Source organism: Clostridium paraputrificum AGR2156, assembly GCF_000424025.1.
In the GTDB taxonomy this organism is placed as follows: Bacteria; Bacillota; Clostridia; order Clostridiales; family Clostridiaceae; genus Clostridium; species Clostridium paraputrificum.
Map to the genome: position 1 here is coordinate 97,387 of NZ_AUJC01000009.1, position 15,292 is coordinate 112,678.

Genomic DNA, 15,292 nt, shown 5'->3' on the forward strand with positions numbered 1-15,292 from the left:
TTAATCTATTAATAGTATATACTAATATTATACAAAAAAAGAAGCTTTCGTAAGAAAGCCTCTAAATTCAACTTTTTCCATAAACTTCATCTGACATATTAATTATTTTTTTATAAAGTCCCCAAATTAATATTAATGAAAATATAACAATCATTGAGAACATCCCTATATAACTTTCAACCTTCATAGACATTGCTACTAATCCAATTCCTAAAATCAGTATTACAAATACCATAACTACTGATACAACGTCATCCTTATATAAAATTTTTTCATCATTCCACTTCAACTTAGGATTAATAAAATCAAATAATATCTGTATTAAGGTTACTACTGTAACTCCAAATACTGATGATAGCACACCTAATAAAATTATTGGTAAAGCTACCCTTAACGACACTAAAAGTGTACAAATAAGTATAGGAACTAAAGAATTTATACACAGAGATGATATTATCTTAGATTTTGCCTGATCCTTATAAGATATAGGAATTATCTTTGAAAATACAAAATCGCTTCCTTCTCTGGACAAACACTTTCTACCTCCACCAGCTGAACAAATTGAAAAAGCTGCTAATAAAAATGCCCCCACAATTATGACAGAATTATATTTACCACTCAATATAATACCTTTAACATCAGTAAAGCTTCCATTAGCCACATAAATTATAGTTAGAAAAATAGGCATATATAACATCATTACAATTGAATTTATAAAAAACTGCGGTGTTCTAAATACTATTCTTATATCTCTAATTACAAGAGACTTTATAGGAGATTTATTGGAAACTATACTATCTATATTTTTTTCTTTTAATATATCTACTCTCTTACTATAAGTTTCAGATATTCCTATTATACCTTTTAAATATAGTTTTCCTCCTACTACGTAATATATTATACATAGTAATATACAAATAGCTATGGAAATACCCATATAAAAAATCCCCTTAGCCTCACCATTATATAACAACCCGTATGCAGCATACTTATTTGTTATAAACATTCCAGATAAAGCACCTATAAGACTATTTTTTTCTTGAATGATATTAATAAGTGACGAGGAACTTTCAAATAAAGTAGAACTTCTTTGTGAAATAATATTTATTAAAACTACCAAAACTAAAGATAGACTACCTGATATAGATCTAAAAGCATCTTTATGCTTAGATAAGTTAGTAAATCTCATTAAAAGCATACATACTAAAGCAGCAATTATCATTGGTAAAGTAGGACAAATAATAACTGCAAGTGCTATATAAACAAAAAATATTGGACTTGCCGATGACTTTTGAGCAAAAACTAATAAAGGAACTACTATTATTGTGGAATATAAAATCATATTTATTAATACAGCTATAAACTTACTTAACACTATTTCACTACTCTTAAATGGCATAGGTAAAAAGTGCTCTATGTCATTGGAAAAATAGTATGTATTCATTATAGTAAATATTCCTAAAAAGAAATTTATAACAGCTCCTATAAGCAATATTAGTGATAACAACGTTCCCTCTTGTCCAATTATTGCAAAAGGCTCATATAATACATCTACAGTAATTATCAGTGGTAATGACATGAAAGCTATTAACAACATCATTAATAAGGCCATAAATCCAGACTTCATTTTTGAGCCATTGAACATATCTTGAAGGGCATCTCTTACAAAATATTTTGTAAGTACCTTAAGTCTATTCATTGCTTGTTAGCTCCAAGAACATTTCTTCTAGTGATTCACTTGCCTTAAACTCTTCTCTCATATCTTCTAAGGTTCCATTAAAAATTAATTGCCCTTTATTAATTATTGCAACCTTATCACATATCTTTTCAGCAACTTCTAATACATGAGTTGAGAAAAGAACAGTATTTCCTTCATTAGCATGCTCTCTCATCATTTCTTTTAATATAAAAGATGACTTTGGGTCTAACCCTGTCATGGGTTCATCTAATATCCACACCTTTGGCCTATGAAGTAATACACCCATTATTATTATCTTTTGTCTCATACCATGTGAGTACGATTGAATCTTATCCCCTAATGCAGAATTCATTTCAAATCTTTCAGACATATCTTTTATTCTTAATTTTCTATCTTCACTTGATACACCATATATGTCTCCCATAAGATTCAAATATTCCATTCCAGTTAACCTTAAAAACATATCTGGGCTATCTGGTACATAACCAAACTGCTCTTTTGCCAAAACAGGATTTTCAACAATATCAATATTATTTATGGTTATATTTCCTGATGTAGGAGAAATAATGCCTGTTATCATCTTAATAGTTGTAGTTTTTCCTGCTCCATTTGGACCTAGCAGCCCGTAGATTTCTCCATCTTTTATTTCTAAGTTTAAATTATCTACAGCTTTATACTTTCCATTATAAGATTTAGTAATCTGACTGATATTTATCATTCTATCTCCCCCTTTAGAGATAATTTTACCAATTCAATTACATTTTTTCCATAATATTAAAAGAAAAATATATTTACTAAAAATATAGCACTAATTATAGCAACCATATCTGCAAAAACAGCTGCCCATACAGTATGTCTTACTTTTTTAACCTTTACTGCACCAAAATAGACTGTAACTGTATAGAATATGGTTTCTGTAGTTCCCATAATTACAGAAGCTATTAATCCTATTTGCGTATCTGGTCCATATGTCTGAAGTAAATTTGCAAATATACCCTGTGCACCACTTCCTGATAATGGTTTAATTAGTATCAATGGCGTTATTTCTTGAGGTAATCCTATAAGATTAGTTAGGGGTGATAATACTTTATTTAATACATCTAATAGATTAGCAGCTTTAAATATATTTACTGCTACAATCATAGCCAAAAGGTACGGAAATATTCTCATACATACTTGAAGTCCTTCTTTTGCACCTTCTACAAACCATTCATATACCTTGCCACCCTTTATCATTCCATAACCTATAATAAGTAGAACTATAATTCCTATTATACTTTTTGTTATATAATCGCCCATTTATAATCCTCCTTAAAAGTATCTCTGCAAAATCTTACAACATATTACTCCAACAATAGCTGCTGATGCTGTTGATAGTATTGCAGGCAAAATAATTGCTCCAGGATTTGAAGATCCAGCAGCTGCCCTAATTGATATTATTGTTGAGGGTACTAATTGAATACATGCAGCATTCATAACTAAAAAAAGAGCCATATCATTACTAGCCCTACCTTTATTAGGATTTAATCTATCCATCTCTTCCATAGCTTTTATTCCAAACGGAGTTGCAGCATTTGACAATCCCATCATATTCGCTGTTAAGTTCATCACTATTGCTCCAAGAGCTTTTTCATCCTTTCCTGCATCCTTAAATAGGAACTTTAATAATGGTTTCATTAATCTTGCTAGCTTCTGAGTTAATCCACTTTTTTCTGCTATTTTCATAACTCCGCACCAAAAACACATTATTCCAACTAATCCAATGATAAATTTCACCGTGCTATCTGCAGACTCAACAATAGTTGTTGATATTTCTGCACCATTACCAGTAAATATAGCTACGAGTATACCTAAGAATATTAATATAAACCAAATATAATTAATCATATTATCCTCCTAACGTTAAGTTTTCTATTAAATATATGCCTTGCACTTAATATTTAGTAGTGATAGGATTAATATATACAATCTATTTTTTTACTTAAAGGAGATTAATTTATGAAAGAAACTAACTTAAAGATAGCTCAACAAGATATAGAAGATGCTTTAAAAACTGTTGAGGATATAGAAAAAGTAATTAATGAAGATGGATCATCTAAAGATATAATTAAGGAAAAATTCGAATCTTTAAACGAAAAAGTTAAAAAGTTAGAAGATATATTAAAGAGTGAAGGTATCATATAAGGTTAAAATAATTAATAGAGATAACAATGATGGTAAAGTAAAAGGATGAAACTCTAAAGTTTCATCCTTTATTATATTTCTATTTACCTAAATTATTGCTTCTTTGGCTACTATTTCTTCTTTATCTTTAAGCTTTCTAACTGACATAAAGAAGATTATCAAAGTGATTAGTGATGATAATCCATCAGAAACAGCTCCTGCAAGCCACACTCCTGTTAACCCAAAAATCTTTGGTAGTATTATTAAACAAGGTATTAATAATATTACTTGTCTTAATAAACTTAAGAACATAGATATCTTAGCTTTTCCTATAGATTGGAAGTAATTAGAACTTATTACTTGCGCTCCTACTACAGGTAGCATTAATAAGAATATTCTCATACCTGTGCTTGCTATGCCTACTAACTGCTCATCTCTATTAAATATTGATATTAATAAATGTGGAGCAGCTTGAGTAATTATCCATCCAATTGAAACTATTATAGTAGCAACTATAGTTGCGGACTTTACAGCCTGCTTAACTCTCTTATATTTTTCTGCACCATAATTATATCCTATTATAGGTTGTGAACCTTGGTTTAAGCCAAATATAGGCATCATAAATATCATAGCTACACTATTTATTATAGTCATAGCACCTATAGCTAAATCTCCACCATAAGTCTTTAATGCATTGTTAGCCAACACTTGAACTATACTTTGAGCTATTTGCATACTAAATGGACTTACTCCAATAGAAAAAATACTCAAAACTATAGCTTTATCTAAAGATAAATATTCTCTTTTAATTTTTAAATTACTCTTACCTTTTGTAAAATAATATAAAATCCATATAGTTGAAACTATTTGAGATATTACAGTTGCAATAGCTGCTCCTCTAACTCCCATTCCAAATACAAATATAAATATAGGGTCTAATATAATATTAGTACCTGCACCTATTAACATTGATAACATAGCTACCTTAGGACTTCCATCACTTCTAATTGAATGATTTAGTCCAAAACTTAGCATATTAAATATAGTTCCAAAGAATATTATTTGCATATATTCTCTTGCATAAATTTCAGTATCTGCACTTGCTCCAAACAATCCAAGTATTTTATGCATAAATACAAGTCCTATTATAGTTATTAAAACACTAGCTATAATAATTAAAGTAAATGCATTTCCTAAGTGCTTTTCAGCCTCTTCTCTTTTATGTTCTCCAAGTTTTAAAGATATTCTGGCACTTGTTCCTATTCCAATTAACATCCCAAATGCCATTATTATAGTCATTATTGGCATTGTTATACCAACGCCAGTTAAAGCTAATCCACCAATATCTTTTATGTTTCCTATATACATTCTATCTACAATATTATATAAGGTATTTACTACCATACCTATTATAGCTGGAATGGAAAACTCCATAAGTAACTTTGATATTTTTTCTTCTCCAAGTCTAGCTTGTCCTCTCATGCTTAATTCCTCCTTAGTGTCTCACTAGATGCTATTTTTTTTAGTAATGTAAGAGTTAATTCTCTTTCATCCTCTGTTAAAATTGAAGTAATCTTTTCTTCCCACTGTCTATGTACTTCAAAAAAATCTTCTTTTATACTTAAAGCTTTCTCAGTAAGTACTATTATATTAGCTCTTTTATCAACTGAACTTTTATTTCTATATATGTATCCTTCTTCTTCAAGTTTCTTCAAAGCTCTAGCTGTGGTAGCTTTATCTATATTCAAAATATTGCTTAAATCTTCTTGAGTTAATCTTTCTTTTTTATATAAAACTCTTAAAAATTGATATTGTCCCGCACCAATATTATATTTTGCATATGCCTTTGAAAAAAAACTATTTCCGCTTCTATATATTTGGGAAACAAATTTCCCTATAGAGTCGTATTCCTTATTTCCCATATTATCACCTAACTTCATCATAAATAGTTGCAACAGCAACTATTTTACTACTAATTAGTTGTACTTGCAACTAATTTTTCAAAATAAAAGAAGTAGTGTTTTCCACTACTTCCTTTTCTACTTAGTACTTTCTCTTTGTATTAGTTGATAGTCTAAAACATAATGACCTTGTTCTAGCTCCTTCTTATTTAGAAGTTTTATTAACATTCTCATAGCTACTGATCCCATGTCATAACTAGGTTGAGATATAGTAGTTATTCTTGGATAAAAATATGAGGAAACATGGTTATTATTAAATCCAATAACACTTATATCCTCTGGAACATTATATCCTTTTTCTCTTAACTTATTTATTGCTCCGATTGCTATCTCATCAGATGCGCATACTATTGAATCAAACTTCTTATTACTTCCAATAAACTTTTCAACTGCTTCATAACCAGTTTTAACCTTTAAGTTATCAAAGTAAACTAATTCCTCATCAATATTTATACCTTCTTCTTCTAATGCTTTTTCAAAGCCTACAAATCTATCTCCCCAAGCATTCATTGTATCTTGTTTTACTCCTATAAATGCTGGTTTAGATAATCCTTTATCTAATAGATACTTTGTACCCTCATATGATGCACTTATATTATCTATAGTTACACTTGGTAAAACTCCATCTTTATCCTTCGTTTCAACTAAGATAGTTTTTAAGTCTAGTTCATTAATTAAATCAAGCATTTCTTCACTTAATGAACTACTCATATATATTACTCCATCAACCATCTTTTCCTTAAGTACTCTTAAATACTCTTTTTCTTTTTCTACATCAAAGTCTGAATTACATAAGATAACATTGTAATCATAAATATTAGCAACGTCTTCCGCTCCTCTTACGATTTCAGGATAAAACTGACTTGATATATCTGGTACTAGTATTCCTATAGTCTTTGTTCTTTGAGTCTTTAAACTTCTAGCTACTATATTCGGTCTATAACCTAACTTTTTAATGGCATCTAGAACCTTTTTCTTAGTGTCTTCGTTTACGACATCGATATCATTAAGCACCCTTGAAACTGTTGCAATTGAAACTCCAGCCTCCTTAGCTACATCTTTAATAGAAGTTGCCATTAACTCATCACTCCCATTTCTTATATTTTAATTATTTAATTATAACCTATATATTCTCCCAAAAACAAGCAAATCCCTGCTTTATTTATAGTTTTTGTTAAAAATCTTTTAAAATACCCTTTTTAAGAACAAATTTTGAACAAATGAAAAGGTTACTATAAATTCTATAGTAACCTTTTCAACATTTATTACTCTATTTTACTACTTTAACAGCCATATTAAGCTTTTCTCCATTAATAGTAGATTCAGTATACTCAATGTTTTGTTCATTGCATACAACTTCTACTGTTAATGTTTCTCTTTTAATTGTATCTTTGAACTTCTTAATAACATCTAATAACATATCATTATTAGCTACATATAATGTAATCTTATCAGCAACTTCGAATCCACTTTCTTTTCTCATATTTTGAATCTTAGAGATGATTTCTCTTACGTGTCCCTCTTCTCTTAATTCTTCTGATATATGAGTATCAAGAACTACACCAATTTCACCTTCACCTGCAAAAGCATATCCATCAAGACCTTGCATTGTTACAAGTAGGTTTTCTTTGTTAAGCTCTATTTCTGTTCCATCTACATTTATAACTTCTACTCCACCATTATTTATCTTTTGAGCTAACTCCATTTGATTTCTAGAAGCTATTTCTTTTCTTATTGCAGGAATCATTTTTCCATAAGCTCTTCCTAAAACAGGTAAGTTAGGCTTTATTTCAAAGTTAACATGTTCAGAAAGATCCGCACCAAACTCAATTGACTTTATATTTAATTCATCCTTAATAATATCTCCATAGTACTCTGGAAGTGATGCTACTGAAACTAACATTTGAGAAAGTGGCTGTCTATTCTTAATATTAGCACCATTTCTTGCACTTCTTCCTAACTTAACTATTGTGTAAGCTAAATCCATTTCCTTTTCCAACTCACTGTTAATAGCTTCTTCATCAACTGTTGGCCACTTACATAAGTGAATACTTTTTTCAGCTGAAGAATCTAAATTAACAACTAAGTTTTGATATATCTCTTCTGTGATAAATGGTACAAATGGAGCTGCAACTTGTGATAAAGTTACTAAAACTCTATATAGAGTTACATATGCACCAATCTTATCATCAGTTAATTCTTCTGACCAATATCTTGCTCTGTTTCTTCTTACATACCAGTTAGATAAGTTATCTGTGAACTCTTCAATTTGAAGAGCAGCATTTGTAATGTCATAAGAGTTTAATTTAGCATCAACATCCTTAACTAAAGTGTTTAACTTAGACATTATCCACTTATCCATAACATTATCAGAAACAAAATCTTTGTACTCTAACGGATTGAATCCATCTATATCTGCATATAAAACATAGAATGAATATACATTCCATAATGTACTTAAGAACTTTCTTGATGCCTCTCCAACATCATCAGTTGAGAATCTAGTTGGTAGCCATGGAGCACTTGCAGTGTAGAAATGCCATCTTGTAGCATCTGCACCTTGACTTTCTAAAACCTCCATAGGAGCAACAACGTTACCCTTAGACTTAGACATCTTTAATCCCTTCTTATCAAGAACGTGACCTAAAACAATACAATTTTCAAATGGATTTCTATCAAATATAGCAGTTGAAATAGCTAATAATGTATAGAACCATCCTCTTGTTTGGTCAACAGCTTCTGATATAAATTGAGCTGGGAAGTTTTGCTCAAATAACTCTTTGTTTTCAAATGGATAGTGTAATTGAGCAAATGGCATTGATCCTGAATCGAACCAACAATCTATAACTTCCTTAGTTCTTTCCATTTCCTTACCACACTTTTCACATTTTAAATGAACATTATCTATATATGGTTTGTGTAATTCTATATCATCAGGTACATTTACACCCTTCTTCTTTAATTCTTCAATACTTCCAATACATTCTTTGTGACCACATTCACATTCCCAGATTGGAAGTGGAGTTCCCCAGTATCTATCTCTTGAGATACCCCAGTCAATAACATTTTCTAAGAATTTACCGAATCTTCCTGTTCTTATGTTATCCGGATACCAGTTAATCTTATTATTGTTTTCTAATAACTTATCTCTTAGAGTGCTCATTGCAACAAACCAGCTCTCTTTTGGATAGTAAAGAAGTGGAGTGTCACATCTCCAGCAGTGTGGATATGAGTGAAGGTGCTTTTCTGCCTTAAATAGCTTATTATTTTCTTCAAGCCACTTACAAATGCTTTCATCACACTTCTTAACAAACTTACCTGCCCATGGAGTAACTTCTTCTACGAATTTACCCTCTTTGTCAACTAAGTTAATGAAAGTGATTCCATTAGCCTTAGCAACAAGATTATCATCTTCACCATAAGCTGGAGCAATATGAACTATACCAGTACCATCTGTTAATGTTACGTAATCACCATGGATAACTTCAAAAGCTTTACCTTCAACTCTTCCAAACGGCATTAATTGTTCATACTTAATTCCTAGTAATTCTGATCCGTTAAATTCTCTAACTATTTCAACTTCTTCTCCAAGAACCTTACTAGCAAGATCCTTAGCTAAGATATATACTTCATCTCCAACCTTTGCTTCTATATAAGTATAAGCTTTATTTATACATAGAGCTAAGTTTGATGGTAATGTCCAAGGAGTTGTTGTCCAAGCTAATATGTACTTGTTTTCTTCTCCCTCAATCTTAAATTTAGCAATACAAGTTAAATCCTTAACATCTTTGTATCCTTGAGCAACTTCGTGTGAAGACAATGCAGTACCACATCTTGGACAATAAGGCATTACCTTATGACCTTCATATAAAAGACCTTTATCCCACATTTGTTTTAAAGCCCACCATACTGATTCTATATATGGATTGTGATATGTTACATATGGATCATCCATATCTACCCAATAACCAATCTTATTAGTCATTTCTTCCCACATAGAAACATATTTGAATACGCTCTCCTTACATTCTGTCACGAATTTTTCAACACCGTATTCTTCAATTTGTTCCTTACCTGATATTCCAAGTTTCTTTTCTATTTCAAGTTCTACAGGTAACCCGTGAGTATCCCAACCGGCTTTTCTAATTACCTTATACCCCTTCATCACCTTATATCTTGGAATTATATCCTTCATAACTCTTGTTAAAACGTGACCTACGTGTGGCTTACCATTAGCTGTTGGAGGCCCATCATAGAAAGTGAAGTATTCACCATCTTGATTCATATCAAAATTCTTTTTGATAACATCATTTTCTTTCCAAAGCTTTGCTACTTCTTCTTCCATACCAACAAAACCTTTTGAAAGCTCAACTTTTTTGTACATCTTATTTTCTCCTTTCTCATGTATAATCAGATATTTTAAGTATTCTCTTTTATTAGATATCTAGTCATATCTAATTTTAATAAATAAAAAAACTCCATCCAAAAGGACGAAGTTGAATTCGCTATACCACCTATGGCAAAGTATACCCTTATAATAAATTTAGGGTACTTATTTCAAGCACAATCATGCTCTATCCATTAACGCTGGCTAACGGGAATACCTACTAAGCAAGGCTGTTCAATTTCCAACTCCTAGGTGATTTTCACTAAGACACTATATAACTTCACACCAACCAGTTACTCTCTTAAAGTAGAAATCTTAATTACTTTTCCTAATCACAGTTTTTATATTATTTATTATATACCATTCCTAAAATAAATGTCAATTACTACAATATACTTACTTCTATACGTTTTTATTCTTACTATCTAATAATTTTTATTAATTAGTATTGACTTTTACTTTAAAATATGTTTTAATATAGTCAAGATAACACAAAGTTATCTAATCCCCTTATTTTCCTTAGTCATCAACTTAGGAGGTAACTAAATGGAAAATAATATAAATGAAAAAATCCTTGATAAAATCACAAAAGTATGTGTTTGCAAGGCGATACCAAGATCCAAAATTAAAGAATCTATAGAATCTGGAGCAAAAACTGTAGATGATGTAGCTAAAGCTACTGGTGCTACAAAAGGTGGTTGCAAAGGATGTAGATGTATCCCTAAAATTCAAGAGTTAATCGAAGCACATTCAATCAATCAATAGGTATTTCCCCAAATATTATTGGTTGACTGATTATATCTCCCCAAGCCAATCTGTTCCCCACAGATTGGCTTATTTTTATATATTTTTTAACTAAAAAGAGACTTCTTAAACAACTGTTAAGAAGTCTCTTATGTTACTATTTAATTAAATGCATTATATATAGACTTTATAGCCCTTTCAAAGTCTTCATTTTCAATTCCAACTAATATATTCATCTCTGATGATCCTTGATCAATCATTCTAATATTTATCTTAGCTTTTGCTAATGCTCCAAACACCTTCGCTGCTACCCCCTTGTTTTTAGCCATACCTTTACCAACTGTGGCTATCATAGCCATATTAGGATGTACTACTATAGAATCCGGATTGCAGCTTCTTCTTATCTCTTCAATAACTATATCTTTCTTTTTCTTAAGCTCTGAATCTGCTATTACTAAACACACTGTGTCTATCCCTGCAGGCATATTTTCAAAAGATATATTATTCATTTCTAATATTGATAACACCTTTCTACAAAACCCTAATTCATTATTCATCATTGCTTTTTCTATTGATATAACAGTAAAGTTCTTCTTACCTGCAATACCTGTAATAGTTTTACACTTTTCATTTTCAGTGTCTTGAACTATTATAGTACCCTTATCTTCAGGTAAATTAGTATTTTTTATATTAATTGGTATTCCAGCTTCCTTTACAGGAAATATTGCTTCTTCATGAAGCACTGAAGCCCCCATATATGATAATTCTCTTAATTCCTTGTATGTAATTTTACCTATAGTCTTAGGATTTTCAACTATTCTTGGATCAGCCATTAAAAATCCAGAAACATCAGTCCAATTTTCATATAAATCCGCATTTATACTTGCAGCAACTAAAGAACCTGTTACATCAGACCCACCTCTACTAAAGGTTACTATTTCACCTTGTTCATCTGCTCCATAAAATCCTGGAATAACAGCTCTTTCAATTTTGCATAACTTATCCTTTAACCTTTTATTAGTTTCTTCACTATTTAATGTTCCATCCTCGTTAAATAATATAACTTCTTTTGCATCTACAAAATCATACCCTAAATAGTTAGCTAAGATAATACCATTTAAGTATTCTCCTCTACTAGCTGCATAATCCTTAGATGCACCGTTTTCAATATCCTTTTTTACTACATCTAGATAAGTGCTTATATCTAAATCTAACCCCAAATCATTAACTATTCCAGTATATCTCTCCTCTATATGCTTAAATACATCCTCTAAAGAAATACCTGTCTCAACATGCATGTGACAAAGATAAAGAAGATCTGTTATCTTTGTATCCTTCCCATGTCTCTTTCCTGGTGCTGATGGTATTATATACCTTCTAGCATCATCTGCAAGGATAATTTCCTTTACTTTCTTGAATTGTGAAGCATCTGCTAAAGAACTTCCACCAAACTTTGTAACCACCTTATTCATTTTTATTGCCCCCAATTTTTATTAATATACTTTAAAATATTTTTAAATCTATTCTACCAAATTTTTCATACTTTTCAATAGTAATGCAAACAAATTTTTATTTTCTATTCTAACTCCCTATAAAAATAGTAATATTACTGGTATAATCGAAAAGAGTTTAATGAAGGGAGTTTTTTATATGAATAGTAAATTCTACTTATATAAAGGAAAAAATAAAAAAGCTGAAAATGGTCGTCCTTGGATATATATAGATGAAATTAACGAATATGATGGTGACTATGAGAATGGTGATATCGTTGAAGTCTATAATCATAAAGGATATTTTATAGGCAAAGGTTATATCAATGACAGAAGTAAGATAACTATAAGAATAATGACAAGAGATAAAGATGAAGTAATAAATAAGGAATTCTTCAAAAAGAGATTTGATTCTGCCTGGGAATACAGAAAAACTGTAATAGATACCTCTTCTTGTAGATTTATCTTTGGAGAGGCTGATTTATTACCTGGTCTTACTGTTGATAAATTCGAAGATTATTATGTAATTCAAATCTCAACTTTAGGTATGGATAAATATAGAGATATAATTGTTGATATCTTAGTAAATAACTTTGGAGCTAAAGGAGTTTATGAAAGAAGTGATTTGGCTACAAGAGAAATAGAAGGATTAGAACAAACTAAAGGATTTTTAACAGAACCATTTGATACTAATGTTGAAATTATTGAAAATGGAGTTAAATATATAGTTGACTTAGAAAACGGACAAAAAACAGGTTTCTTCTTAGACCAAAAAGAAAATAGAGCTGCAATACATAGAATTTGTAAAGATAAAGATGTTTTAGATTGCTTTACTCATACAGGTTCATTTGCACTTAATGCTGGTATTGCTGGAGCTAAATCAGTTTTAGGTATTGATGTATCTCAACATGCTGTTGATTGTGCAACTAGAAATTCTGAACTTAATAACTTACAAAATATAGTTAAATTTGAATGTCACAATGCCTTTGACGTCTTATCGTCTTGGTCAAAAGAAGGAAAACAATTTGATGTTGTTATACTAGACCCTCCGGCATTCACTAAATCAAGAAATACAATTAATGGCGCAAAAAGAGGATACAAAGAAATTAATCTTAGAGGCTTAAAAATGGTTAAACCAGGCGGATATTTCATTACTTGTTCATGTTCTCACTACATGAGTGAAGATCTTTTAAAGTCTACCATAAATGAAGCTGCTCATGATGCACGTAGAATATTAAGACAAGTGGAATTTAGAACCCAATCGGCTGACCACCCAATACTTTGGAATTCAGATGAAAGTTACTACTTAAAATTCTTTATATTCCAAGTTGTATAACTTACTAGAGTGAGAGTTTACTTTTAAAACTCTCACTCTAATAAATTATTTATTTCATCTTTATAGGACCACGCTAAGCAATGCTTAGGATATCCCTTCTTACTAACGTCCCCTACTCTTAATGCATACTTTTTATCTTTACTAGACATTATTTCTTCCCTTAATATTTTCAAAATTGTTTCTACCCTATTTGAATACAAATCATACATTCCTTCTGCTGGCTCTCCCCAAGCACAAAATATATAATCAGCCTCTTTTATTTCCTCTCTTATGATGCTATCATTAGTAACTTTATTATCATTTCCCTCTACATACTCTTTTCCTTCTAATAAATATTCTCTAAATAAATCTTCTTTATTAACTTCATACAATACAAACAAATTTACTATTGTTATTTTCTTAATGCCTTTAAGTTCTAAGCTCTTATCGTTTAAATATTTAATTATTCTTCTATACTCGCTATTACAACTATTACTCTCTATCCCTTTTGGTGCTCTTGATATTATTAAAACATTCTTCCCATTATTACCAAGTGTAAATGAGGTTTTATAACATCTATCTCCCAATTCATCTTCAACTAAATTAATATTTTTTTTACTTATAATTTTAGGATATTTACATCTACACATTACTACTCCCCTTTGATAGTATATTACTAATAATTACTTTGTAAATGTTTAACTTATTCCTATAATATGATTTTTTATGAATTCAGTGAATATAAAAAGCCCTGTCTCCAGAGCTTCTTAACTTTTTATATTTTTATATTTTTATATTTTTAAGTTAAATTATTTCTCCACCCTTATATTCAGGAACTATAGTTGTTATATCTTTTTTCATACAGTAACCTACATCATTTATTAATCCTAAACTCATCATAACATTATAGTGTCTTGCTTCTTTGATAAAATCAATAATATTAGGATTACTTTCAAAAGAAAGTAGTGCTGTCTTTGATAAATCTGTTAGCTCTAACTTATCACATTTTTCTATAAGAGCTTTTATAATAGCGCCAGAACAAATAAAATCATCCATTGAGAACTGACCATTAGTTCCTGCATTAACTATCACAACATCTTCATTTAATGAAAGTAACTTTTCAGCAATAGCTGATACATTTAACATACAAGCAACAAATATCCTCTTAGCCTCTAAACAACTAGTTAGTGTTCTCGTTCCATTAGTAGTTGTAATTATTATAGTTTTTCCTTCTACCACTTCTTTTGTATATTCTAATGGTGAATTAGATAAATCAAAACCATCTATCTTTAATGCTTTCCTTTCTCCACCTAATATACATTCTTTCTCTCCAATAGAAGCTTTCAACTTTAGGGCTTCTTCTATTGTTAATGTTGGAATCACTTTCTTACACCCATTCATTAATGCAGTAGTAATTACTGAAGTAGCTCTAAGCATATCAATTACTACTACCACCTTATTTTCAATTATATCTTTTCTAATATAATCAGCTGAAATAATAATATCTATTTTCATAATCTCATCCCCAAAAAT

General features: G+C 30.2%; 14 protein-coding genes and 1 other annotated feature. Of the genes, 3 read left to right on the forward strand and 11 right to left on the reverse strand.

Going from position 1 to position 15,292, the window contains the following annotated elements; genetic code table 11:
- Positions 1-67: 67 nt before the first annotated feature.
- Genes G594_RS0110655 through G594_RS0110670 form a run of 4 tightly spaced genes read right to left on the reverse strand, consistent with a single transcriptional unit; the run spans position 68 to position 3,586 of the window.
- Positions 68-1,699, reverse strand: a complete 1,632-nt coding sequence (locus G594_RS0110655; protein ID WP_027098569.1) for a putative ABC transporter permease subunit — start codon at positions 1,697-1,699, stop codon at positions 68-70.
- Entirely contained in the window at positions 1,692-2,417 is a 726-nt protein-coding gene (locus tag G594_RS0110660; protein ID WP_027098570.1) for an ABC transporter ATP-binding protein, read from the reverse strand. Before G594_RS0110660 ends, G594_RS0110655 begins: the two co-directional genes overlap by 8 nt.
- A 56-nt stretch (positions 2,418-2,473) precedes the next feature.
- Positions 2,474-2,998 carry a spore maturation protein gene (locus G594_RS0110665; RefSeq protein WP_027098571.1) on the reverse strand — a complete coding sequence of 175 codons (525 nt, stop codon included), beginning with the start codon at positions 2,996-2,998 and terminating at the stop codon, positions 2,474-2,476.
- Between the two features lie 12 nt (positions 2,999-3,010).
- Positions 3,011-3,586: a nucleoside recognition domain-containing protein gene (locus G594_RS0110670; RefSeq protein ID WP_027098572.1), complete on the reverse strand. Its 576-nt coding sequence runs from the start codon at positions 3,584-3,586 to the stop codon at positions 3,011-3,013.
- A 111-nt stretch (positions 3,587-3,697) separates the two neighbouring features.
- On the opposite strand from G594_RS0110670, the gene G594_RS0110675 reads away from it, so the two are divergent.
- On the forward strand, positions 3,698-3,883 hold the full coding sequence (locus G594_RS0110675) for a hypothetical protein (RefSeq protein ID WP_027098573.1): 186 nt from the start codon (positions 3,698-3,700) through the stop codon (positions 3,881-3,883).
- A gap of 87 nt (positions 3,884-3,970) precedes the next feature.
- Here the strand turns inward: G594_RS0110675 and G594_RS0110680 are convergent, their stop codons facing one another.
- The 4 genes from G594_RS0110680 to ileS all read right to left on the reverse strand — a co-directional run bounded on the left by G594_RS0110680 (position 3,971) and on the right by ileS (position 10,207).
- Positions 3,971-5,344 (reverse strand): MATE family efflux transporter, encoded by a 1,374-nt coding sequence (locus tag G594_RS0110680; protein WP_027098574.1) that lies wholly within the window; start codon positions 5,342-5,344, stop codon positions 3,971-3,973.
- 2 nt (positions 5,345-5,346) lie between these two features.
- Positions 5,347-5,805 (reverse strand): MarR family winged helix-turn-helix transcriptional regulator, encoded by a 459-nt coding sequence (locus tag G594_RS0110685; RefSeq protein ID WP_242829719.1) that lies wholly within the window; start codon positions 5,803-5,805, stop codon positions 5,347-5,349.
- Positions 5,806-5,901: 96 nt separating this feature from the next.
- Entirely contained in the window at positions 5,902-6,900 is a 999-nt protein-coding gene (locus tag G594_RS0110690; protein ID WP_027098576.1) for a LacI family DNA-binding transcriptional regulator, read from the reverse strand.
- A 193-nt stretch (positions 6,901-7,093) separates the two neighbouring features.
- Positions 7,094-10,207 (reverse strand): isoleucine--tRNA ligase, encoded by a 3,114-nt coding sequence (gene ileS, locus G594_RS0110695; protein WP_027098577.1) that lies wholly within the window; start codon positions 10,205-10,207, stop codon positions 7,094-7,096.
- A 99-nt stretch (positions 10,208-10,306) separates the two neighbouring features.
- Positions 10,307-10,555: a binding site (T-box leader), on the reverse strand.
- Positions 10,556-10,756: 201 nt separating this feature from the next.
- Here ileS and G594_RS0110700 point away from each other — a divergent pair.
- Positions 10,757-10,975: a (2Fe-2S)-binding protein gene (locus G594_RS0110700; RefSeq protein WP_027098578.1), complete on the forward strand. Its 219-nt coding sequence runs from the start codon at positions 10,757-10,759 to the stop codon at positions 10,973-10,975.
- A gap of 140 nt (positions 10,976-11,115) precedes the next feature.
- Here the strand turns inward: G594_RS0110700 and G594_RS0110705 are convergent, their stop codons facing one another.
- The gene (locus G594_RS0110705) at positions 11,116-12,426 is read right to left on the reverse strand and encodes an aspartate kinase (protein ID WP_027098579.1); all 1,311 of its coding nucleotides are present in this window, start codon (positions 12,424-12,426) and stop codon (positions 11,116-11,118) included.
- 178 nt (positions 12,427-12,604) lie between these two features.
- On the opposite strand from G594_RS0110705, the gene G594_RS0110710 reads away from it, so the two are divergent.
- Positions 12,605-13,780, forward strand: a complete 1,176-nt coding sequence (locus G594_RS0110710; RefSeq protein ID WP_027098580.1) for a class I SAM-dependent rRNA methyltransferase — start codon at positions 12,605-12,607, stop codon at positions 13,778-13,780.
- 32 nt (positions 13,781-13,812) lie between these two features.
- On the opposite strand, the gene G594_RS0110715 is transcribed toward G594_RS0110710, so the two are convergent.
- Both G594_RS0110715 and G594_RS0110720 read right to left on the reverse strand, forming a co-directional pair.
- Positions 13,813-14,409, reverse strand: a complete 597-nt coding sequence (locus G594_RS0110715; RefSeq protein WP_027098581.1) for a DUF1643 domain-containing protein — start codon at positions 14,407-14,409, stop codon at positions 13,813-13,815.
- 154 nt (positions 14,410-14,563) lie between these two features.
- The gene (locus G594_RS0110720) at positions 14,564-15,274 is read right to left on the reverse strand and encodes a 2-phosphosulfolactate phosphatase family protein (RefSeq protein WP_027098582.1); all 711 of its coding nucleotides are present in this window, start codon (positions 15,272-15,274) and stop codon (positions 14,564-14,566) included.
- Positions 15,275-15,292 lie beyond the last annotated feature (18 nt).